This window comes from Fertoeibacter niger, assembly GCF_009380135.2.
Classification (GTDB): domain Bacteria; phylum Pseudomonadota; class Alphaproteobacteria; order Rhodobacterales; family Rhodobacteraceae; genus Fertoeibacter; species Fertoeibacter niger.
The window spans coordinates 607,348-629,327 of sequence record NZ_WHUT02000001.1; the positions used below are offsets into that span (position 1 = coordinate 607,348).

Genomic DNA, 21,980 nt, shown 5'->3' on the forward strand with positions numbered 1-21,980 from the left:
CCATGACACGCGTGCCACGATCGGCTGACGCGGCCCGCGTGCTGCCCGCGCGCATTGTCGCGCTGGCCATCAGCACGCTTGCCGCTGCCGGCGCTTTCCTGTTGTTCTTGCAATTCGGCTGGGCCGACGGGCTGGACGCGATGGATATCGTGCGTTCGGCCTTCATCCTTGCCTCGACCTTCTGGCTGGCCTGGGGGGCGGCGCATGCGCTGCTGGGGTTGCTGACGCAGCCCCGCGCGCCGCAGATCGACCGCAGCGCGCCGATCAGGGGCCGCACCGTGATTCTGGTTCCGGTGTATAACGAGGATCCCGTGACCACATTCTCGCGCATCGCCGCGATGGATATGTCGCTGCGCGCCACCGGCACGACGGCGCATATTCACTTTGCCATCCTGTCCGACACCCGGGATGAGGGCATAGCCGCGCGCGAACGCCTGTGGTTCCTGCGGCTTCTGCGTGAAACGGCGGGCGAAGGGCGAATCTTTTACCGCCGCCGCACGGTGAACAAGGGTCGCAAAGCCGGCAATATCGAAGAATTCATCCAGCGGTCGGGTGCCGCCTATGATTACGCGCTGATCCTTGATGCGGACAGCCTGATGGAAGGCGAAACGATCGTCGAGATGATCCGCCGGATCGAGGCGGAGCCTCGCCTTGGCCTGTTGCAAACATTGCCCAAGGTAATCCGCGCCCGCGCGCGTTTCGGCCGGGCGATGCAGTTTTCCGCCAGTTTCCACTCGCCGGTCTTTGCGCGCGGTCTGGCGATGATGCAGGGCGATACCGGCCCGTTCTGGGGCCACAACGCCATCGTGCGCGTGCGCGCCTTTGCCGAAAGCTGCGGCCTGCCGGAACTGTCGGGCCCGCCGCCCTTTGGTGGCCATATCATGAGCCATGATTACGTCGAGGCGGCCCTGCTGGCCCGCGCGGGCTGGGTGGTGCGGCTGGATGATGATCTGGGTGGTTCGTTCGAGGAAGGCCCGGAAAATCTGGTCGATCACGCCAAACGCGACCGGCGCTGGTGCCAGGGCAACCTGCAACATGCCCGGCTGGTCGGTGCGCCGGGCCTGCGCGGCTGGAACCGTTTCGTGTTCGTGCAGGGTATCCTTTCCTATATTGCGCCGCTGTTCTGGCTGGGTTTTCTGGTGGCCAGCATCGCAGCCCCCTATTTCGCCCCCGCGCCCGATTACTTTCCCGTGCCCTACTGGCCCTTCCCTGTCTTTCCCAGTGACGAGACGTGGAAGGCCATCGGGCTGGCCGTTGGCATATTCGGCCTTTTGCTGCTGCCCAAGCTGATGGTGGCGGTGGATGCCATGATCCGGGGCCGGGCGCAGGGTTTTGGCGGCAATCTGCGGGTGCTGGAATCGACGCTGGCGGAACTGCTGTTTTCGTCCATCACCGCGCCGATCCTGATGATGTTCCAGACACGCTCGGTGGTTCAGGTGCTGTCGGGCCGCGATGGCGGCTGGCCCACCAACAACCGCGGCGACGGCAGCCTGACCTTTGCCGAGGCCTGGGCCGCCTGCTACTGGATCGTGACCTGGGGCCTGCTGGGCCTTGGCACAACGTGGACCTTTGCCCCCGGTCTGGTGCCCTGGCTGCTGCCCGTGGCGCTGCCGATGATCCTGTCGCCGCTGATCGTGGGCTGGACCTCGCGGCCCAGCAGCACGGCGCTGTTCAGCACGCCGCGCGACCGTGACCCCGCCCCGGTGATGCTGCTGCAAGAGGCGGTTCTGGCCGGTTGGCAACGCGCTGTGGCGGACGAGGCTGAACCCCTGCCCTTCGCCGCCGGTGCGCGTCATGCCTGACAGCGCCGCGCCTCCGGGCCGCGACCCCCGGCTGGATGTGCTGCGCGGGCTGGCCCTGGTGATGATCTTCATCAACCATGTGCCGGGGACGTTCTATGAACACCTGACCAGCCGCAATTTCGGCTTTTCCGACGCGGCCGAGGGGTTCGTGCTGATGTCGGGCATATCGGCCGGGCTGGCCTATGCTGCCGGGTTTCGCCCCCATGCCACATGGGCGGGCGCGCGCCGCATCTGGCGGCGGGTCTGGACGCTGTATATGGTGCATATCCTTGTCACCATGCTGGCCATGGCCGTTTCGGCGGCGGCGGCGATATGGCTGGCGGCCCCGCAACTGCTGCAAGAAAACCAGTTGGAATGGCTGTTCCAGCGCCCGCTGGGTGTCATGCTGGGCGTGCCGCTGCTGACGCATCAACTGGGCTATGCCAATATCCTGCCGCTTTATGCCGTGCTGCTGGCGGTGACGCCGGGCCTGATCATCCTGGGCCTGCGCTGGCCCAAGACGCTGATGTTCGGCGCGTTGGTGCTGTGGGCGGCGGCCGGGCAGTTCCGCCTGAACCTGCCGAATTACCCGATGCCGGGGGGCTGGTTTTTCAACCCATTTGCCTGGCAGGTGCTGTTCGTTGCCGGTCTGCTGACCGGACTTGCGATGAAAGAGGGCCGCCGTTTCGTGCCGGTCTCGCGCCCGCTGCAATGGCTGGCGGGCGGCTATCTGCTGCTGTCGCTGGTCTGGGCACGGTCCGATACGGTGGCGGGCGTGCTGGGCCATGGCATGTGGCTGCTCAGCGAGCTTGGCCTGCCGCATTACATCCATGTCTTTGACAAGACCTTTGTGACGCTGCCGCGCCTGCTGCATATTCTGGCACTGGCCTATTTTCTGTCCACGCTGCCGGTGGTGCGCAGGCTGGCCGCCAGCGCACCGGCGCAGCCCCTTGCCATGCTGGGGCGGCAGTCGCTGCCGGTGTTTGCCACTGGCACCGTGCTGTGCTTTGCCGCACAGGGCATGCTGGATGCATGGGGCAGCCCGTTCTGGCTGGATACGGTGTTGTTGGCCTGCGGGCTGGCGGTGCAGTTCGCGCTGGCCTTTCTGTGCGAACGCTGGGGGGCCAAGGCCCCGCGGCGCCAGCCGCCGGTTGCTGCGGTCGATGCCCAGCCCGTTGCGCCGCAGATCCCCCCGCTGACGGCGCCAGGTTCTGCCCCCGCCACCGCGCTGGCACCCGCCTAATCCGCCACCTGCCCCCTTGCCCCGCCCCCTTTCGGGTGCTTTATCTGGCGCATGAGCAAGCCCAGCGACAACCCCGCCGATCCCTTCAAGAAAGCCTTGGCCGAGGCCACGAAGACCATGGCCAATGACCCCGACATGGCGGTGGCCTATTCGGTCGATCCGCCCGGCATGACCAAGGACGGCATGCGCCTGCCGCAGGTCAGCCGCCGCATGACGCGCGACGAGGTGCTGCTGGCGCGCGGCACCGCCGATGCCTTCGCGCTGCGCCGCCGCTACCATGACGAGGGCGTGGCGGCGCGCTATGCCCCCACCGGGCAGTTGGCACGCGAGATTTACGACGCGATGGAAACCGCGCGCTGTGAGGCTGTGGGCGCGCGCGCCATGCCCGGCACGGCAGGCAATATCGACGCCAAGATCGGGCACGAGGCCGACCGCAAGGGCTATGCCCAGATCACGCAGGCCGCCGATGCGCCGCTGGCCACCGCGGCGGGCTATCTGGTGCGGCATCTGGCCACCGGGCGCGCGATGCCCAAGGGTGCCGCCAATGTGATGGAGCTGTGGCGCGGCTTCATCGAGGAACAGGCGGGCGGCAGTCTGGAAAACGTGGGGCATGCGCTGGCCGATCAGGCGGCCTTTGCACGGCTGACCCGCAAGGTGATTTCCGATCTGGGCTACGGCGACCAGCTGGGCGACGACCCCGATCAGGATGACCAGAACGACGAGGCCGCCGACGAGGCCGAGGAAGACCCCGACCAGCCCGACAGCACCGGCGACGATCAGGATGACGGCGACGATGCCGAAGCGTCACCCGAGCGCAGCCAGGAAGAACAGCAGGATGCGTCGCAGGCTCAGGTCAGCATGGACGATCAGCCGGATATGGAGCAGGGCGAAGAGGCCGAACTGCCCGAAGGCGAGGCCCCGCTGGAGCCGCCGCCCCCTGCCCCCCATTCCGACGCCGACCCGAACTACACGGTCTTTGTCACCGATTTCGATGAAGAAATCCGCGCCGAGGATCTGGCCGAGCCGGCCGAGCTGGAACGCCTGCGCGCCTATCTGGACCAGCAGCTTGAACCGCTGAAAGGGGCCGTGTCGCGACTGGCCAACAAGCTGCAACGCCGGTTGCAGGCCCAGCAGAACCGTTCGTGGAATTTCGATCTGGAAGAGGGCATGCTGGATGCCGGGCGTCTGGCCCGCGTGGTGGCCAACCCCACGACCCCGCTCAGCTTCAAGGCGGAAAAGGATACCGAATTCCGCGATACCTGCGTGACCTTGCTGCTCGACAACTCCGGCTCCATGCGCGGGCGGCCGATTTCCATCGCAGCGATCTGCGCCGATGTGCTGGCCCGCACGCTGGAACGCTGTGCGGTGAAGGTGGAGATTCTGGGCTTTACCACGCGTGCCTGGAAAGGTGGCCAAAGCCGCGAAAGATGGCTGGCCACGGGCCGCGCGCAGCAGCCGGGCCGCCTGAACGATCTGCGCCACATCATCTACAAAGGGGCGGACAGCCCCTGGCGGCGGTCGCGCACCAACCTGGGCCTGATGATGAAAGAGGGCCTGTTGAAGGAAAACATCGACGGCGAGGCGCTGGAATGGGCGCACCGCCGCATGACCATGCGCCCCGAGGCGCGGCGCATCCTGATGGTGATTTCCGATGGCGCGCCGGTGGATGACAGCACCTTGTCGGTGAACCCCGCGAATTATCTGGAAAAACACCTGCGCGACGTGATCGCCATGGTGGAGCGGCGCAAACAGGTGGAGCTGATCGCCATCGGCATCGGCCATGACGTGACGCGCTATTACAACCGCGCGGTCACAATCACCGATGTCGAGCAGCTGGCGGGTGCGATGACCGAACAACTGGCCGGGCTGTTCGACGCCGATCCGCGCAAGCGGGCCCGCGCAGCGGGGCGGCGGGCGGGGTAAGGGGGCTTGCCGCCCCCTCGGCCTGCGGCCTCTCCCCCGCGGATATTTTCATCTGGAAAGAAGACGCCATGTTTCAGAGTTTTGAGGCCACGTCTGACACCTCTACCGGCCCTGCCCGGCTGGCGGCCCTGCGCGCCGCCTTGGCCGCCGAGGGGCTGGCGGGCTTTCTGGTGCCGCGCGCCGATGCGCATCAGGGCGAATATGTGGCCGCGCGGGATGAGCGCCTGCAATGGCTGACAGGCTTTACCGGATCGGCGGGGTTCTGCATCGTGCTGCCCGATCTGGCGGGGGTGTTCATCGACGGGCGTTACCGTGTGCAGGTCAAGGGGCAGGTGGACCTATGGCATTTCACCCCGGTGCCCTGGCCCGAAACCAAACCCGGCGACTGGATCAGGGCGCATCTGGCGGAGGGTGTGGTGGGCTTTGACCCCTGGCTGCACACCGGCGACGAGATTGCGAAACTGGAAACCGCGCTGGCGGGCAGCGGCGTGACCCTGCGCGCAAGCGCAAATATGGTGGACCGGGTCTGGCCCGACCAGCCTGCCCCGCCGATGGGCCGCGCCTTTGTGCATCCCGAGGAACTGGCGGGCGCCTCCAGCCATGACAAGCGCGCGGCACTGGCCGAAGGCTTGCGCAAGGCGGGGCAGCGCGCGGCGGTCATCACCCTACCGGATTCGTTGTGCTGGCTTTTGAACATCCGGGGGGCGGATGTGCCGCGCAACCCGGTGTTGCATGGCTTTGCCGTGCTGCATGACGATGCCCGCGTGACGCTGTTTGCCGAGAGCGCCAAGTTCGATGCGGCCACCCGCGCGCATCTGGGCCCGCATGTCACGCTGCGCCCGCCGCTGGCCCTTGTGCCCGCGCTGCACACGCTGACGGGGCCTGTCAGGGTCGATGCGACCACCGCCCCTGTTGCGCTGCGCATGGAACTGGAGGAGGCGGGCGTGGTCGTGGCCGCGGGCGATGACCCATGCCGCCTGCCGAAAGCCCGCAAGACCCCCGCCGAGATTGCCGCCACCCGCGAGGCGCATCTGCGCGACGGGGCGGCGATGGTGGAATTCCTGTGCTGGCTGGACGCCGAGGCCCCGAAGGGCGGGCTGACGGAAATCAGCGTGGTGCGCGCGCTGGAAGGCTTCCGCCGCGCCACCAACGCCTTGCATGACATCAGTTTCGACACGATCTGCGGCGTGGGGCCACACGGGGCCATCATGCACTACCGCGTGACGGAACAGTCGAACCGGCCGGTGCGGGCCGGTGAGTTGCTGCTGGTGGATTCGGGCGCGCAATACATTGACGGCACCACCGACATCACCCGCACCGTGGCCGTGGGTGATCCGGGGGATGAGGCGCGGGCCTGCTACACCCGCGTGTTGCAAGGCATGGTCGCCATCAGCCGCGCCCGCTTTCCGCGCGGGGTTGCGGGCTGCCATATCGACGCGCTGGCGCGTTACCCCTTGTGGCTGGCGGGCATGGATTTTGACCATGGCACCGGGCATGGCGTGGGGGCCTTCCTGTCGGTGCATGAGGGGCCGCAAAGGCTGAGCCGGGTTTCGGATGTGCCGCTTGACCCCGGCATGATCCTGTCGAACGAGCCCGGCTATTACCGCGAGGGGGCCTTTGGCATAAGGCTGGAAAACCTGATCGTGGTCGCGCAGGCTCCGGCCCTGCCCGGCGGCGATAGCCGCGACCAGTTGTGCTTTGAGACATTGACCTTTGTGCCGCTGGACCGGCGGCTGATCCTGACCGATGAGCTGGCGCGGGGAGAGCGGGCCTGGCTGGATGCCTATCATGCCGAGGTCTTGGCCCGCATCGGCCCGCGCGTGTCGGCCCCGGCGCTGGACTGGCTGCGCGCCGCCTGTGTGCCGTTGTGACCGGCTGCGCCGCTTTGACGCAGGGGAAGGCGGCAGATCCGTGATCTACAGTTTCCGCAACGCAGAAAGCCTGCGGCGCGGCGACAGGCTGTCAGGGCTTCAGGGGGAATGAGCGATGAGTGACCATATCCACATCCGCAAGGCCTCGGGCACCTGGGTGATCCGGGCCGATGGCGCAGTGCTGGGCGAAAGCCGCAATGCGCTGGAACTGACCGAGGGCAGCCGCGCCCCGGTGATCTATTTCCCCCGCGCCGATCTGGCGATGGCGTTCTTTGACGTGACCGATACCACCTCGACCTGCCCATGGAAGGGCACGGCCAGCCACTATGCGCTGGTCACAGAAAGCGGTCGCATCCGCGACGCGGCCTGGTCCTATGAAGCGCCGAAGGCAGAGGTTGCGGCGATTGCCGGGCATCTGGCATTTTATACCGACAAGGTGACGGTGGAGCAGCTTTAGGCCGCCGCCACCTGCCGGATGCGTTCGACCATCGCGCGCACGCCGTTTGACCGCTGCGCCGACAGATGGTCGTTCAGCCCCAGCCGGCCCAGCTCGGCCACGGCATCGACACGGCCCACCTCGGCCAGTGTCAGCCCGGCGTAAAGCGCATGCAGGATGGCAATCAGCCCGCGCACGATCATCGCGTCACTTTCACCCTGAAAGTCAAAGGTCGCATCCGCGCCCTGCCCTGTCACGGTGGGCCTGATCCAGACCTGGCTGGCGCAGCCATCCACCTTGGTGGCGGGCACCTTGAAGGCGGCATCCAGCGCGGGCATCGCCTTGCCCAGTTCGATGACATGGCGGTAGCGGTCTTCCCAATCATCCAGGAAGTCGAAGGTTTCGGCAATCTCTTCAAAGGCGGGGGTGGCCATGCGCTGCTCCGGCTACTGCTGGGGGTTAGGTAGGCCGTGCGGTGGCAAAGGTCCAGCCTTGCGACCGCCCGCACCGCCAAGCGGCTTTTCAAACGCCCGTGCATCGGATACCCAAGGCGGGTGCAAGAGGGATACAGGCATGAGACAACCGCTGCTGGCCGCACTGACGCTTATGCTGGTTCTGGGGGGCTGCGGCGGGTTCAGCGCCCGGCTGAACCCGTTCAACTGGTTCGGCGGATCACAGGAAACCCAGACCGCCGCGCTGGCCGTGCCGATCGATGCTGACCCGCGCCCGCTGGTGGAACAGGTGACGTTCATGACGGTGGAGCCGATGCAGGGCGGCGCCATCGTGCGCGCCACCGGCCTGCCGCCGACCCAAGGCCATTGGGATGCCGAACTGGTGCCACGCCCGCTGGATGAGAATGGCGTGCTGGTCTATGACTTCCGCCTTGTGCCGCCGCTGCGCCGTGCCGATGTGTCCACCCAGCAATCGCGCGAGGTGCAGGTGGCGGCCTTCCTGTCGGATTTCAAACTCGACAGCATCCGCCAGATCACCGTGCAGGGCGCGGCCAACGCGCGGTCAAGCCGCAGGTAAGCCGCCCGCGCGGCGCAGGCAGCCAAATTTCTTTGAAGAAATTTGCAAAAAATCCTTCGGAGGATTTTTGTGTCCGGCCGTCGGCCGGATTGGCAAGGACGAGCCCGCATTCCGTGCGGAACCGCCGCTTACAGCACCACCACCCGCACTTCGCTGCCCTTGGCTGACAGGGCGATCTCGCCCCGGCACAGCCGCAGCGCATCGTCGCCAAAGGCCTCGCGCCGCCAGCCTTTCAGCGTCGGCAGGTCACGCTCGCCCGCTGCGATGGCATCCAGATCGACGGAAGATGCGATCAGCTTGGCCGCCACGCCCAGACTTTCCGATTTCGCCTTCAAGAGCACGCGCAGCAGGTCTGCCAGAGCCGGGTTTACCTGCAACTGGTCGCGGCTGAGGTCGGGCTTGGGCAGCAGTTCGGGCTTCATCTCTATCCCCGCCTTGACCGCCGCAAGGATGCCATCGGCTATGTCGCCACGCCGCCCTTCGCGCATCAACAGGCGCGAGCGGCCCAGCTCCTCATGATTTGTCGGCCGGGTCGAGGCAATCTCCAGCAGCGCGTCATCCTTCATCACCCGGCTGCGCGGCACGTTGTGGCCCTGCGAATAGACCTCGCGGAAACGCGCCAGTTCCTTGACCACCGCCAGAAACCGCCCCGAGGTGGTGCGCGTCTTGATGCGCAGCCAGGCCTCTTCGGGATGCACGGTATAGGTGGCGGGGTCGGTCAGCACCGACAACTCCTCGGCCACCCATTTCTGCCGCCCGTTCTTGGTGATCTGCGCCGACAGGCTTTCATAGATAACCCGCAGATGCGTCACATCGGCCAGCGCATATTCCTTTTGCGCATCCGACAGGGGCCGGCGCGACCAGTCGGTAAAGCGGCTGGTCTTGTCCAGGGGTTCATGCGCGATCTTCTTGACCAGCGTTTCATAGCCCACCTGTTCGCCAAAGCCGCAGACCATGGCCGCCACCTGCGTGTCGAACAATGGCACCGGAAACACATTGCCCTCGACAAAGAAGATCTCCAGATCCTGCCGGGCGGCGTGAAACACCTTTACCGTCGCCTCGTGGCGGAACAGGTCATAAAGCGGCTCCATCGACATGGCTTCGCCTTCGATCGGGTCCACCAGCACGGCCAGCCCGTCGCGGCCGGGCAGCGCCATCTGGATCAGGCAGAGTTTCGACCAATAGGTGCGCTCGCGCAGAAATTCGGTGTCGATGGTGACATAGGGCGCGGCCTTTGCCGCCGTGCAGAAGGCGGCAAGCGCTTCGGTCGTGGTAATGGTCTGCATGAAATTCCCGGTGCAAGGGGTGTCACGGGGGCATCCCGCCCTACCGCTATAGGGCCAAGGGCCAGCAAAATAAACCCCCGCGCGCGGCGGCCTGTCGGGAATGGGCGGCGATTGCGGCAGAATCCGCGTGAACTCGGGCCCTATGCGCGGTAACAGAGGGCCGGATTTGGGCAGGGGTGACGGCATGATCTATGCAACGGCAAGGGAATGGCGCGCGGCTTCGGCCAAGCGTGTGCTGCTGTTCGGCATGTCGGGGCTGGGCAAGACGCATGTATCCAACCTGCTGCGCGACACCGCGGGCTGGTTTCACTACTCGGTCGATTACCGCATCGGCACCCGCTACATGGGCGAACACATCGCCGACAATTTCAAGCGCGAGGCGATGAAAGTGCCGTTCCTGCGCGAACTGCTGCTGACGGATTCCGTCTATATCGCCTCGAACATCACCTTCGACAATCTGGCGCCGCTGTCCAGCTACATGGGCAAGCCCGGCAATCCCGAACTGGGCGGGCTGGATTTCGATGATTACCTGATCCGCCAGGGCCAGCACCGCGAGGCCGAGATTGCCGCCCTGCTGGACACGCCGCGTTTCATCCGCCGCGCCGCCGACATCTATGGCTATGCCGATTTCGTCTGCGACAGTGGTGGGTCGATCTGCGAGGTGGTGAACCCCGACGATCCCGACGACCCGGTGCTGCGGGCCTTGGCGGGCAACCTGCTGCTGGTCTGGATCAAGGGGTCGGAAGCCCATACCGCCGAGCTGATCCGGCGTTTCGACCGCGCACCCAAGCCGATGTATTACCAGCCCGATTTCCTGCATGCCGCCTGGCGTGATTATCGCAGCGAGACGGGTGAAACCGAGGCGCAGGTGAACCCCGATTCCTTTGTGCGCTGGACCTATGCCCGCGCGCTGGCGCACCGCCAGCCCCGCTATGCCGCCATGGCGCGCTGGGGCGTGACCGTGACGGCCGAGGATGTGGGCGCGCTGCGCGATGCCGCAGGTTTTACCGACCTGATCGCCACCGCTCTGGAAACCCGCAGCGAAACCGCCTAGACAGCCGCGCCAGACTGGCCGCCCCAAGGACCGAACATGCCCATCACCTTGCCCGAAACCCTGCCCGCCTTCGACGTTCTGCGCCGTGAAGGTGTCATGGTCATGTCGCCCGAACGGGCGGCCCGGCAGGACATCCGGCCCTTGCGGATCGCGCTCTTGAACCTGATGCCGAAGAAGATCCAGACCGAAAACCAGTTCGCCCGGCTGATCGGGGCCACTCCGTTGCAGATCGACCTGCACCTGATCCGCATGTCCGAGCATCAGACGAAAAACACCGCCGCCGCGCATATGGAGACGTTCTACCGCCCGTTTCAGGACGTGAGGGATGAAAAATTCGATGGCCTGATCATCACCGGCGCGCCCATCGAACATCTGGCCTTCGAAGAGGTCACATATTGGAATGAACTTTGTCAGGTGATGGACTGGACGCAGACCCATGTGCAATCCACCCTTGGCGTCTGCTGGGGCGGGATGGCGATGATAAACCATTTCCACGGCGTGCAGAAACACATGCTGCCCGCCAAGGCCTTTGGCTGTTTCCCGCATGTCAATCTGGTGCCCCATTCGCCCTATCTGCGCGGGTTTTCGGATGAATTCGTGATTCCGGTCAGCCGCTGGACCGAAATGAAACAGCCCGAGATCGACGCGGCTCCTGCCCTGACCACGCTGGTGGGCAGCGATCTTGCGGGGCCCGCGCTGGTCGAGGATCCGGCGCATCGCGCGCTCTATATCTTCAACCATTTCGAATATGACAGCGACACGCTGAAACAGGAATATGACCGCGACGTGGCCAATGGCACGCCCATCAACGTGCCGATGAACTATTACCCCGATGACAATCCCGGCAACGCGCCCCGCAACCGCTGGAGAAGCCACGCCCACCTGCTATATGGCAACTGGATCAACGAGATTTATCAATCAACCCCCTATGACATCACGCAGATTGGCTCTTAGTTTCGTCCTTGCCACGCTGGCCCTCGGCGGCTGCGCCGCGGTGGTGGGCAGCCGCGCGGCGGAACGCGAGGCTGTGGCGGAAACGAAATACCCACCCACCGGCCAGTTGATCGCGGTGAACGGCAAGGCGGTGCATGCCGATGTGCAGGGTGCCGGGCCTGATCTGATCCTGATCCACGGGGCCAGCGGCAACACACGCGATTTCACCTTTGCGCTGGTCGATCAGTTGAAGGACCGCTACCGGGTGATCAGCCTTGACCGGCCCGGTATGGGCTGGTCGGACAGTCTGGGCGATGCGGGCAATTCGCCGCTGGTGCAGGCCGATCAGCTGATCGCGGCGGCGCGCGTGCTGGGCGTGCGCGACCCCGTGGTGCTGGGGCACAGCTATGGCGGCGCGGTGGCGATGGCCTGGGCGCTGCGCGACCCCGGCAACACCGGCGCGCTGGTGGTGCTGTCAGGTGCCACAATGCCCTGGCCGGGGGGTCTGGGGCCGCAATATGCCATCCTCGGCAGCAGTCTGGGCGGGGCCACGGTGGTGCCGCTGGTCACGGCCTTTGCCGGGGAAAAACAGGCGCAGGCGGCGATCGCCAGCATCTTTGAACCCTTCCCCCCGCCCGCAGGCTATGCCGACTACATCGGTGCGGGCCTGACGCTGCGCCGCGCCAGCCTGCGCACCAATGCCCAACAGGTAGGCGGGCTGAAACCCTATGTCACCGCCATGGCGGAAAACTATCCAAAGCTGACCCTGCCGGTGGAAATCGTGCATGGCGATGCCGATACCACCGTGCCGCTGGCCATCCATGGCGAACCGCTGTCACGCCTGCTGCCGGGCGGGGTGCTGACCGTGCTGCCGGGGGCGGGCCACATGCCGCACCATACCCATGCGGCTGCCGTCATCGCCGCCATCGACCGCGCTGCCGCCCGCCGCTGATTGCGGCTGGCCGCGCCACGGGCCATACTGGCCTACGGCAGACATGGAGCATGCGATGGACCTTCCCTTTGACGGCGCGATCACCCGCTATTTCAAGGACGACGCCCCGAAGGCCATCCGCCAGGCCATCGAGGCGGCAGGCAAGGATGACATTCTGGCCAAGGATTTCCCCTACCCCGAGGAAATGAAGGGCAAGGACTATGACGCGCAGATGGAGGGGCTGCAAGTTCAGCTTGCCCGGCTCCAGGCCGATGTGAAGGACACCGGCAAGCGCATCGTGGTGATATTCGAGGGCCGCGATGCGGCGGGCAAGGGCGGCACCATCGCCGCGATGCGCGAGAACATGAACCCGCGCGTGGCATCCGTGGTGGCGCTGGCCAAACCGTCAGACCGCGAGGCGACGCAATGGTATTTCCAGCGCTATATCGACTGGCTGCCCGCCGCAGGGGAAATCGTGCTGTTCGACCGCAGCTGGTATAACCGCGGCGTGGTGGAACCGGTGTTCGGTTTCTGCACGCCCGCGCAGAAAGAGGCGTTCTTTCATCAGCTTCCCAGTTTTGAGCGCCTGCTGGTGGATGACGGGATCGTGCTGGTGAAGCTGTGGCTGAACGTGGGCCGCGCCGAACAGTTGCGCCGCTTTCTGGCCCGCGAGGCTGACCTGTTGAAGCAATGGAAGCTGAGCTGGATCGACATCGAGGGCCTGAAGAAATGGGATGAGTATTCGGCCGCCATCACCGAAACCCTGACGCGCAGCCATACCGATCTGGCCCCCTGGACGCTGCTGCGGTCCGACGACAAGAAACGTGCGCGCATCGCCGCGATCCAGACCGTGCTGCACAAGGTCGATTACAAGGGCAAGGATCCGGCGGTGATCGGCACGGTTGACCCGTTGATCTGCGCGGGGCCCGAATTGTGGCATGACCAGACCGCATGAAACGCGGCTACCACCACGGCAATCTGCGGCAGGCGCTGGTCGAGGCGGCGCTGGCGCTGATCAGCGAAAAGGGGCCGCAGGGGTTCACCCTGTCCGAGGCCGCGAAACTGGCCGAGGTGACACCCGCCGCCGTCTACCGCCACTTCGCAGGCCGCGAGGATCTGATCGCCGAGGTCGCCCGCCAGGGCTATGACATTTTCGCGGCGCTGATGGAATATGCCTACAACGACGGCAAACCCTCGGCTTTGGCGGCGTTCGAGGCGACGGGGCGGGCCTACCTTGCCTTCGCCCGCAAATACCCGGGCCATTACCCGGCGATGTTCGAAAGCGGGCTGACCTTCAACGCGCATCCCGAACTTGCGCTGGTGGCGGGCAAGGCGCGCGCGGTGCTGGAACGCGCGGCCGAAAAACTGTCAGACCACCTGCCCGCCGACCGCAGGCCGCCGCCCACAATGGTGTCAAACCACGTCTGGGCCATGAGTCACGGGGTTGTGGAACTGTTCACCCGGGGCAATCCGGGGGCCAAAAGCCCCTTCCCGCCCGAGGATCTGCTGGAGGCCGGGATCGGCATCTATCTGCGCGGGCTGGGGCTGATTGCGCCGGACCGGTAGCGGTGTGCGGGATGCGGGCGCCGGGGGTTTCACACCCCCGGACCCCCGTGGGATATTTTGAGACAGAAAATGAGAAAAGCGCTGTGTTCCGCAAGGCGGCACGGCAGCGGACGATCGGGCGGGAAGTTGCGTTCCGTCAGCAGTTCGGCACATTCACCGCCAGACCGCCCAGCGAGGTTTCCTTGTATTTCTCGTGCATGTCGCGGCCCGTTTGCCGCATGGTTTCGATGCAGACATCAAGGCTGACCAGATGCACCCCGTCGCCGCGCAGCGCCAGTGACGCTGCCGATACCGCCTTGATCGCGCCCAGCCCGTTGCGCTCGATGCAGGGCACCTGCACCAGACCCTTCACCGGGTCGCAGGTCATGCCCAAATGATGCTCCAGCGCAATTTCGGCGGCGTTTTCCACCTGTTCCGGCGTGCCGCCCAGCACGGCGGCAAAGCCCGCTGCCGCCATCGCCGCCGCTGATCCCACCTCGGCCTGGCAGCCGCATTCTGCCCCCGAGATGCTGGCATTGTGCTTGACCAACCCGCCCACCGCCGCCGCCGTCAGCATGAAATCACCCAGCCGGGTGATGGACGCGCCCGGCACATGATCCAGCCAGTAGCGGATCACCGCAGGCACCACACCCGCCGCGCCATTGGTGGGGGCCGTCACCACCTGGCCACCGGCGGCGTTTTCCTCGTTCACCGCCATGGCATAAAGGCTCATCCAGTCGTTGATCACATGCGGCGGGGCCATGTTCATTCCGCGTTCGGCCATCAGCGCGTCATGGATGCCCTTGGCGCGGCGCCGCACCTTCAGGCCGCCGGGCAGGATGCCATCGCGCGCCATACCCCTGTCGATGCAATCCTTCATCACCTGCCAGATGCGTGCGATGCCCTGATCCAGTTCCGCCGCCGTGCGGAAGGTCAGTTCATTGGCGCGTTTCATCTGCGCGATGCTGAGGCCCGAGGTGGCGGCCATCGCCAGCATCTGTTCCGCCGTATCAAAGGGATAGGGCACGCCGGAGGGTGCCTTGGCTTTGCCGCTGCCCGCCTCGGCCAGCTCATCCCCGGTCAGCACGAAGCCGCCGCCGATGGAATAATACGTCTCCTGCAGGATCACGTCGCCCTGCGCATCGGTGGCGCGCAGGATCATGCCATTGGCATGCTGCGGCAGCGCCGGGCCGAAATCGAACAACAGGTCGCTGCCGGGATCGAACCGCAGAGGGCGCAGGCCGGGCGCATGAATGGTCTTGGTGGCGCGGATCGAGGCCAGCGTTTCCTCGGCCTTTTCCGCGTCATATGTGGCGGGTTCAAACCCGGCCAGCCCCAGGATCGTGGCCCGGTCGGTGGCATGCCCCACGCCGGTAAAGGCCAGCGAGCCGTGCAGCGAGGCGCGCAGCCCATGGGCGTGGAACGGGCTGGCGCGCAGCCGGTCCAGAAAGCGCGCGGCGGCCACCATCGGCCCCATCGTATGCGATGACGACGGGCCGACCCCCACCTTGAACATGTCGAAAACCGAAAGGAACATGCCTACCTCACAGCAGCGGTGCGGAGAACGGATGCGGCCCCAGATCCTCGGCGGCACAGGCGCGCTGCGCTGCCGGATGCGCCTCCAGCGCCAGGGTCAGGGCGTGCAGCGCGGGGTAATCGGCCAGCCGCAGCCAGGCCTGATCGCCCGGAAAGCTCAGCGACCAGCGCAGCAGCGTGCCCAGATAGGGCGCGAGGATGGCGGGCGGCGCGAACAGCGCGGGCTCTGATGCCACCGCCTTCTCAAGCAGCCCGAAATGGCGGTGCATGCGTGCGACCAGCAGCGCGCGGTGGGCGGGTTCGCCTTCGGGCGGCACGAAACGCTCGGGGTAAAAGATTTGCAGCAGATCGGGATGCGCGGTATTGGCGATGAAGAACAACCACTTGAGCATATGCCCACGCGCCGGATCGCCCGGCTTTGGTGCCAGCGCGGCCTCGGGCAGATTGTCAGCCAGCCACAGCAGTATCGCCCCGGTTTCAAACAATGGCCCGTCCGGCGTTTCCAGCACCGGAATCAGCCCCGCCGGGTTCAGCTCACGGTATTCTGGCCGGTCGAGACCGGCATTCGCCCGGTCCACCTGCACGATGCGGTAAGGCAGGCCAGAATCCTCCAGCGCGACATGCACGATAAGCGCGGCCGAGTCGGGCGAGGAATGCAGCGTCAGCATGGCGGGCCTTTCGTGGTTTTTGCCTTTATGCGCCGCATCCTGCACCGGCACTGGGCGGAAAGCGACCCCATGCAGGAATTCGCGGCATCGCGCCGGAAAGGGTTGGGAAACTGCGGCGCGCATTCACCTTTCATTAAGGGTGGTGCGGCAGGATGGAATGAGAACAAAAAGGGGGTAAAGATGCTGCGAGTGGTGATGATGCTGGGCGTTCTTGCCCTGGCAGGCCAGGTTCAGCTTGCGGGTTCGGCCATGGCGCAGGACAGGGCCGCGCAGGGCAGCTCCACCCTGTCCGAACGGCTGGCCAAACGCCTGCGCGACAACCCGGAGCGGTTCGTGGAAACGGTCACAGGGCTGATCCTGGGCCATGGCACAGGTGGCGGCATCGACGCGGCCGGCATCGACCGCTTCATCGCGGTGGAACGGGCGGCGGCGCGGGCCAGCGCATTGCGCCGCCTTCTGGCCGCCGATCTGGATGATGACGGCACGGTGACGGCGGAAGAAAGCGCGGTGATCGTCGCACTGGCAGCCGCACGGCAGCGCGGGCGGCTGCATCTGGGGTTTCAGCGCGCCGATGCCGATGGCAACGGGCGCATCACACCGTCTGAACTGCGCAGAACTGCTCAGGCCGCGGCGGAAGCGGCCTTGCCAGAGGCAGAGGCGGCACAATGGCGCAGCCTGCTGGCGCTGGACGCTGACAGCAATGGCAGCCTCACTCTGTCCGAGGTGAGGGACGCGGCGCAAACCATTCAGGACAATGGCGAAACTGCCAGCGCCATGCGCCGTGCGCGCGGGGCCGGCACCGGGGCGGCGCAGTTGTGACGCGGCCCGCTTGCCTACCGGAACAGCACGAGCGCGCCAGGCGACCAGGCAATACGCGTGCGGGTGCCGATATCGAGCACAGGGCGGCCAAAGACATTGCGCATCGAGATGCGGGTGGCGCTGTCCATCCCGTCCAGCTTCACGTCGTAATAGGTCATGTCGCCGTAATAGACGACCTCCTCGATGGTCGCCATGGTCTCGCGGTCGGTCGCCTGCTGGCCGTCAAACAGGATCGTCAGCGTTTCGGGGCGGAAACCCACCATCGCCTCGCCGCCTGTCGCGGCACCGGGCGCCTGATCTGCGGCCAGCGTCACGCGGCCAAAGCCTTTGGCCTCCACCTCGATCTGCCCGTCCGATTCCGACAGGATGCTGGCGGGCAGGAAATTCATCGTGCCGATGAAATCCGCCACTTTCTTGGAGTTTGGCCTGCGATAGAGCGTCTCGGGATCGGCCAGTTGGGCAATCTCGCCTTCAAACATGACGGCGATCCGGTCAGACATCACCAGCGCCTCTTCCTGGTCATGGGTGACCAGGATGAAGGTGATGCCGACCTGCCGCTGCAACCGGATCAATTCAACCTGCATCTGTTCGCGCATCTTCTTGTCCAGCGCCGACAGGGGTTCGTCCAGCAGCAGCACCTTGGGCTTCAGGATCAGCGCCCGCGCCAGTGCCACCCGCTGCCGTTGCCCGCCCGACAATGCATGCGCGGCCCGCGCGCCATAGCCCTTCAGCCCCACCATTTCCAGCGCCTCGGCCACGCGGGCGGCCAGCGCCTCTTTGCTCAGCCCCTCGCGGCGCAGGCCAAAGCCCACGTTCTGTTCCACCGTCAGATGCGGGAAGATGGCGTAGCTTTGGAACACCATGTTGGTCGGCCGCTTGTTGGCAGGCACAGCCGCCACATCCTTGCCGTCAATCAGCACCACGCCCGAAGAAATGCCCTCAAACCCCGCGATGGTCCGCAGCAATGTGGTCTTGCCGCAGCCAGAGGGGCCCAGCAGCGAAAAGAACTCACCCGCCCGAATCGTGGCGGTAATGCCGCGCAACGCGTGATAATCGCCATAGTATTTGTGCACATCGCGGAATTCGATCATCGTCTGGGCCGGGCGCGCGCCCGGTGCCGCCATGGGTTTCACGCTCACAGGAAGCCTCCGGTATCCTTGGTGCCAGACCGGGCGAGACCCCGGCGGCGGAAAAACTCAGCAATGGAGAGTAGCACGATCGAAAGCAGCACCAGAATGGTCCCCAGCGCCATTATTGACGGCACCTTGGCCGGAAAGCGGAACTGGCCAAAGATGTAAACCGACAGGGTGGTCTGGTTGCCGCCCAGGAAGAAGGCGATGATGAATTCGTCCAGGCTGATGGTGAAGGAAATCAGCAGGCTGGAAACGATGCCCGGCATCACCAGCGGCAGGATGATCAGCCGGAACGTGGACAGCGGCGTTTCACCCAGATCATAGGCGGCCTCTTCCAGCGATTTGTCGAGGCTTTGAAAGGCGGAGGACAGGATGGCTACGGCAAACGGGGTGCAGATCAGCACATGGCCCAGGATGATCGTGAAGATCGACAGGTTCACACCCATCGCCAGCAACACGATCAAGAGCGCCATGGCCACGATCATCTCGGGCAGGACCAGCGGCAGCATCACCAGCCCCATGATGCCCGCCTTGTAGGGAAAGTTGAACCGGGTGGAGGCGCGGGCGGCAAAGACGCCAAAGGTGGTGGCCAGAATGGCGGCGGAACTGGCCACGATCAGGCTGTTCTTCAGCGCATTGTGCAACTGCGTGTCGGCCCACATCTCGGCAAACCATGCGGTCGTGAAGCCCGACAGCGGAAAGGCGATGACCTTGCTGTCGTTGAAGGCGAACAGCGGCAGAAGCAGGATCGGCGCGTAAAGGAACACGAGGTAGAGGATGGTGTAAAGGCGCAGGCCGGAGAATTTCATTTCGTCCCCCCCAGAAAGCGGCGGTTGAGAAAGACGAAGATCAGGCTCACCACCGTGACGATCAGCATGGCTGACACGGCGATGGCCGAACCAAGGGGCTTGTTGTCACGCACAAGCATCAGGTTTTCGATCATGTTGGCGATCATCGGTATCTTGCCGCCGCCGATCAGGTTGGGGGTCACATAATCGCCGATCACCGGGATGAACACGATCAGAACCGCAGCCACCACCCCCGCCATCGACAAGGGCAGCGTGACGCGCCAGAAGGTCATCAACCGGCTTTCGCCCAGATCCTGCCCGGCTTCAAGCAGCGAGCGGTCGATCTTTTCCATCGCCACGAAAATCGGCAGGATGGCGAATGGCGCATAGGCATGGGCCAGCGTCACCACAAAGGCCTGGATGTTGTAGTTGATCCATGTCAACGGCTCGTCAATCACGCCGATGCTCATCAGCGCCGAATTGACCACGCCGTTGTAGCCCAGGATCACCTTCCACAGGAAAACACGGATCAGATAGCTGGTCCAGAACGGGATGGTGATCAGGAAAAGCCAGAGGGATTTGCGTGACGGATCAACGTGAAAGCTGACGAAATACGCCACCGGATAGGCCAGCAGCACCGTCACCAGCGTGACGGCCATCGACACCGACAATGACCGGATCATGACCGAACGGTAAATCGGGCTGGACCAGGTCTCAACGTAATTGTCAAAGGTAAAGGCCGGGATCACCGTCAGATAACCGTCGCGGAAGACGGAGTAGAGGATGATCATCGCCAGCGGCGCCGCCAACAGCAGGATCGCATAGGCCGCCGTGGGACTGACCAGCAGATAGCCGCTTGCCGCCTCGGACCGCCTGAAGCGCCCCCACCGCGTTTCCTGTGCCATGGTGCCCCCTGTTGCACGCCCTTTGATGATTTAGTTGCACAGGTCTTCGGGCAAGGAAAGGGGGTCGCGGCGTGGAAGACCGTGATGCGCCTCAGGCTTGTGCAGATGCGGCAAGGCCCACACGGTGCTGTAACCTGCCCGTCACAACCCAGGTTTTCATGGGCTTTTCAGCAGGTTACACCAGAAATCGCAAGTTGCTGAACAGCACGGCAATCGCACCGCCACGGTTCAGCCCGCCACACGTTCAATCGCGATTGCCCGTTTTTTCAGCTCGTCATAAAGCGTGGGCACCACCCGCAGCGATCCTACCGCCACGCGCAGCGCATCCGACAGACGCGCCTCGCTGACCGCGGCAGCCCCGGCGACACGCCAGACCATGCGGCGGGTCACGCCGTCATCATAGACAATTTCGGTGTGTCCGTCCCGCGCAACGCGCAGGCCCAGAAAGTCCGCACCCCCGTGCGGGGCGTGAAAGGTGGCCTGATGTCCCATTTTGGGTCTCTTTTTTATAACTGCTCTAAAATAAGCGTGCCATTCCGGCCCCTCGGTCGTCAATCCTGCGCGCCCCGCCTTGTCACAATTGTGCGTGAACGGGTCAGGCGGGCCACAGTGCCCCCTGATCAGACGGCCAGCTCTGCCGGTGGACGCGCCAGCAGCCGGGCCAGCCGCAACAGGGCCGCCTCCAGCTGTGCGCGCGGGATGCCACCGGCAATCGCCAGCCGCACCGCATTCGGTGACCGCCCATGCACCAGCGCATATTCATCGGCTGAACGCACCAGCACGCCCTCGGCCTCGGCCATGCGGGCGAATGTGCTGACCCGCCAGCCCGAAGGCAGCCGCAGCCAGACAAAGGGCAGGCCCGGTTGCCAGCCCAGATCATGCGCGCCCAGGCAATTGACGATCAGTTGCAACCGGTCGGCAAATTCGGCCTGCACCTTGCGGCGCAGATCGGCAGCCACGCCGCTGGTCAAGAGGTCAAGACACAGGTCAGACACCGGGCGCGGCAGGGCGAAATAGCTGTGCTGCGCCGTCAGCCGCCCGGTGTGGCCCATGCCCGACGGGCAGATGATGTAGCCGAACCGCAGCGCGGCGGAAATGGATTTGGAAAAGCTGCCGACATACCAGGTGCGTTCGGGGGCCAGCGCGCGAATGGCGGGGGCGCTGCTTTCGGCGATGGAATAGCAATCATCCTCCAGCACTTGCAGGTCGTGGTGCTGGGCGATAGCGGCGATTTCGGCGCGGCGGGCCTCGGGCATGCGGGCGGCGGTGGGGTTCTGCGCCTCGGTCGTCAGGCACAAGACCTGGGGGCCGTGGCGGCGGCAGGCGGCCTCCAGCGCGTCGGGGCGCAGGCCGTGCTGGTCAAGCTCCACCCCCACCACCTCGGCGCGCGACAGCCGGGCGGCATGGCGGAACCCCGGATAGGCCAGATCCTCGGTCAGCACCACGGGGCGCTCGCCGCGCAGGCAGCATTGAAAGATCAGGCCGACGGCGCTTTGCCCGCCCAGTGTCAGCGCCACGTCATCGGCGGTAGCAGGCCCCAGCACCCGGTCGGCCAGCCAATCGCAAATGGCGGCGCGCAGCGGGGCTTCGGCGCGCTGGCTGGGGTAATCGACACAATCCGGGGCCATGGCATCGGCCATCCGGCGCAGGGACGCCGCAAGGGCCGCGCCCTGCCCCACATCAGGCAATTGCGGCGAGCGCAAATCGACAAGCCCGGTCACAAGCCCCGGATCGCGTTCAGTAAACAGCGATTGCGTGGGGCCAAGGCGCGGGGCGGCGGCAGCCACGAAAGTGCCGCGCCCCACGGTGGCGGCCAGCAGCCCCTCTTGCGTGGCCAGCTGATAGGCGCGCGAGACGGTGCCCGGCGTCGCCCCGATCTTCCAGGCCAGATCGCGCACGGTGGGCAATTGTGCGCCTTGTGCCAATGCGCCGCTGCGGATCGCCTCGCGCAGCGCCCGGCTGAGCGCGAGGTATTTCGGCCCGGGGAATTGTGTGAGGTCTGGCGCCCAAATTGTATCTGTCACAATGTTCCTCTGGTGGCATGCGGCGGCATATTGTATCTTTTCCCTATCCGAAAATCAGGATTGTATCAATACAAA

The 21,980-nt window shown here is 65.3% G+C and carries 21 protein-coding genes; 12 read left to right on the plus strand and 9 right to left on the minus strand.

What is annotated here, in order from left to right; genetic code table 11:
* Positions 1-2: 2 nt before the first annotated feature.
* The 5 genes from mdoH to GEU84_RS02950 all read left to right on the plus strand — a co-directional run bounded on the left by mdoH (position 3) and on the right by GEU84_RS02950 (position 7,275).
* A complete protein-coding gene (mdoH, locus tag GEU84_RS02930; RefSeq protein ID WP_152823975.1) occupies positions 3-1,802 on the plus strand; it encodes a glucans biosynthesis glucosyltransferase MdoH in 1,800 nt (599 codons plus the stop codon).
* Positions 1,795-3,024, plus strand: coding sequence for an OpgC family protein (locus tag GEU84_RS02935; RefSeq protein ID WP_152823976.1), 1,230 nt, complete (start codon positions 1,795-1,797; stop codon positions 3,022-3,024). Before mdoH ends, GEU84_RS02935 begins: the two co-directional genes overlap by 8 nt.
* Before the next feature lie 51 nt (positions 3,025-3,075).
* Positions 3,076-4,947, plus strand: coding sequence for a cobaltochelatase subunit CobT (cobT, locus tag GEU84_RS02940; RefSeq protein WP_152823977.1), 1,872 nt, complete (start codon positions 3,076-3,078; stop codon positions 4,945-4,947).
* A 68-nt stretch (positions 4,948-5,015) separates the two neighbouring features.
* A complete protein-coding gene (locus tag GEU84_RS02945) occupies positions 5,016-6,818 on the plus strand; it encodes an aminopeptidase P family protein (RefSeq protein WP_152823978.1) in 1,803 nt (600 codons plus the stop codon).
* 115 nt (positions 6,819-6,933) lie between these two features.
* Positions 6,934-7,275 (plus strand): DUF427 domain-containing protein, encoded by a 342-nt coding sequence (locus GEU84_RS02950; RefSeq protein ID WP_152823979.1) that lies wholly within the window; start codon positions 6,934-6,936, stop codon positions 7,273-7,275.
* Here the strand turns inward: GEU84_RS02950 and GEU84_RS02955 are convergent.
* A complete protein-coding gene (locus GEU84_RS02955; protein WP_152823980.1) occupies positions 7,272-7,688 on the minus strand; it encodes a SufE family protein in 417 nt (138 codons plus the stop codon). The two genes, GEU84_RS02950 and GEU84_RS02955, sit on opposite strands and share 4 nt — an antisense overlap.
* Positions 7,689-7,827: 139 nt before the next feature.
* On the opposite strand from GEU84_RS02955, the gene GEU84_RS02960 reads away from it, so the two are divergent.
* Positions 7,828-8,283 (plus strand): hypothetical protein, encoded by a 456-nt coding sequence (locus tag GEU84_RS02960; RefSeq protein WP_152823981.1) that lies wholly within the window; start codon positions 7,828-7,830, stop codon positions 8,281-8,283.
* Between the two features lie 128 nt (positions 8,284-8,411).
* On the opposite strand, the gene rnd is transcribed toward GEU84_RS02960, so the two are convergent.
* A complete protein-coding gene (rnd, locus tag GEU84_RS02965) occupies positions 8,412-9,569 on the minus strand; it encodes a ribonuclease D (RefSeq protein ID WP_152823982.1) in 1,158 nt (385 codons plus the stop codon).
* Between the two features lie 184 nt (positions 9,570-9,753).
* Between rnd and GEU84_RS02970 the strand changes: the two genes are divergently transcribed.
* From GEU84_RS02970 to GEU84_RS02990, 5 genes are read left to right on the plus strand one after another with little or no spacing between them, the layout of a single operon-like run.
* On the plus strand, positions 9,754-10,623 hold the full coding sequence (locus GEU84_RS02970; RefSeq protein ID WP_152823983.1) for an ATPase: 870 nt from the start codon (positions 9,754-9,756) through the stop codon (positions 10,621-10,623).
* Between the two features lie 36 nt (positions 10,624-10,659).
* Positions 10,660-11,577 carry a homoserine O-acetyltransferase MetA gene (metA, locus tag GEU84_RS02975; protein ID WP_152823984.1) on the plus strand — a complete coding sequence of 306 codons (918 nt, stop codon included), beginning with the start codon at positions 10,660-10,662 and terminating at the stop codon, positions 11,575-11,577.
* Entirely contained in the window at positions 11,567-12,508 is a 942-nt protein-coding gene (locus tag GEU84_RS02980; RefSeq protein WP_241427550.1) for an alpha/beta fold hydrolase, read from the plus strand. Before metA ends, GEU84_RS02980 begins: the two co-directional genes overlap by 11 nt.
* Before the next feature lie 55 nt (positions 12,509-12,563).
* Complete coding sequence (ppk2, locus tag GEU84_RS02985) at positions 12,564-13,442, plus strand: polyphosphate kinase 2 (RefSeq protein WP_152823986.1); 879 nt, start codon at positions 12,564-12,566, stop codon at positions 13,440-13,442.
* Positions 13,439-14,053, plus strand: coding sequence for a TetR/AcrR family transcriptional regulator (locus GEU84_RS02990; protein ID WP_152823987.1), 615 nt, complete (start codon positions 13,439-13,441; stop codon positions 14,051-14,053). The genes ppk2 and GEU84_RS02990 overlap by 4 nt, the downstream gene beginning before the upstream one ends.
* A 136-nt stretch (positions 14,054-14,189) precedes the next feature.
* Here GEU84_RS02990 and GEU84_RS02995 read toward each other — a convergent pair whose 3' ends face one another.
* Together GEU84_RS02995 and GEU84_RS03000 are read right to left on the minus strand one after the other, a co-directional pair.
* Positions 14,190-15,569 carry an L-serine ammonia-lyase gene (locus GEU84_RS02995; RefSeq protein WP_152823988.1) on the minus strand — a complete coding sequence of 460 codons (1,380 nt, stop codon included), beginning with the start codon at positions 15,567-15,569 and terminating at the stop codon, positions 14,190-14,192.
* Between the two features lie 7 nt (positions 15,570-15,576).
* Entirely contained in the window at positions 15,577-16,236 is a 660-nt protein-coding gene (locus tag GEU84_RS03000) for a glutathione S-transferase family protein (RefSeq protein WP_152823989.1), read from the minus strand.
* Positions 16,237-16,416: 180 nt separating this feature from the next.
* Between GEU84_RS03000 and GEU84_RS03005 the strand changes: the two genes are divergently transcribed.
* Positions 16,417-17,055, plus strand: a complete 639-nt coding sequence (locus tag GEU84_RS03005) for an EF-hand domain-containing protein (protein ID WP_174539282.1) — start codon at positions 16,417-16,419, stop codon at positions 17,053-17,055.
* 14 nt (positions 17,056-17,069) lie between these two features.
* On the opposite strand, the gene GEU84_RS03010 is transcribed toward GEU84_RS03005, so the two are convergent.
* The 5 genes from GEU84_RS03010 to GEU84_RS03030 form a co-directional block, all read right to left on the minus strand.
* Positions 17,070-18,146, minus strand: coding sequence for an ABC transporter ATP-binding protein (locus tag GEU84_RS03010; protein ID WP_174539299.1), 1,077 nt, complete (start codon positions 18,144-18,146; stop codon positions 17,070-17,072).
* A 44-nt stretch (positions 18,147-18,190) separates the two neighbouring features.
* On the minus strand, positions 18,191-18,997 hold the full coding sequence (locus tag GEU84_RS03015; protein WP_152823991.1) for an ABC transporter permease: 807 nt from the start codon (positions 18,995-18,997) through the stop codon (positions 18,191-18,193).
* Positions 18,994-19,881: an ABC transporter permease gene (locus tag GEU84_RS03020; RefSeq protein WP_152823992.1), complete on the minus strand. Its 888-nt coding sequence runs from the start codon at positions 19,879-19,881 to the stop codon at positions 18,994-18,996. The genes GEU84_RS03015 and GEU84_RS03020 overlap by 4 nt, the downstream gene beginning before the upstream one ends.
* A 228-nt stretch (positions 19,882-20,109) precedes the next feature.
* Positions 20,110-20,373, minus strand: a complete 264-nt coding sequence (locus tag GEU84_RS03025; RefSeq protein WP_152823993.1) for a hypothetical protein — start codon at positions 20,371-20,373, stop codon at positions 20,110-20,112.
* A 128-nt stretch (positions 20,374-20,501) separates the two neighbouring features.
* Positions 20,502-21,905, minus strand: coding sequence for an aminotransferase class I/II-fold pyridoxal phosphate-dependent enzyme (locus GEU84_RS03030; protein ID WP_174539283.1), 1,404 nt, complete (start codon positions 21,903-21,905; stop codon positions 20,502-20,504).
* Between the last annotated feature and the right edge of the window lie 75 nt (positions 21,906-21,980).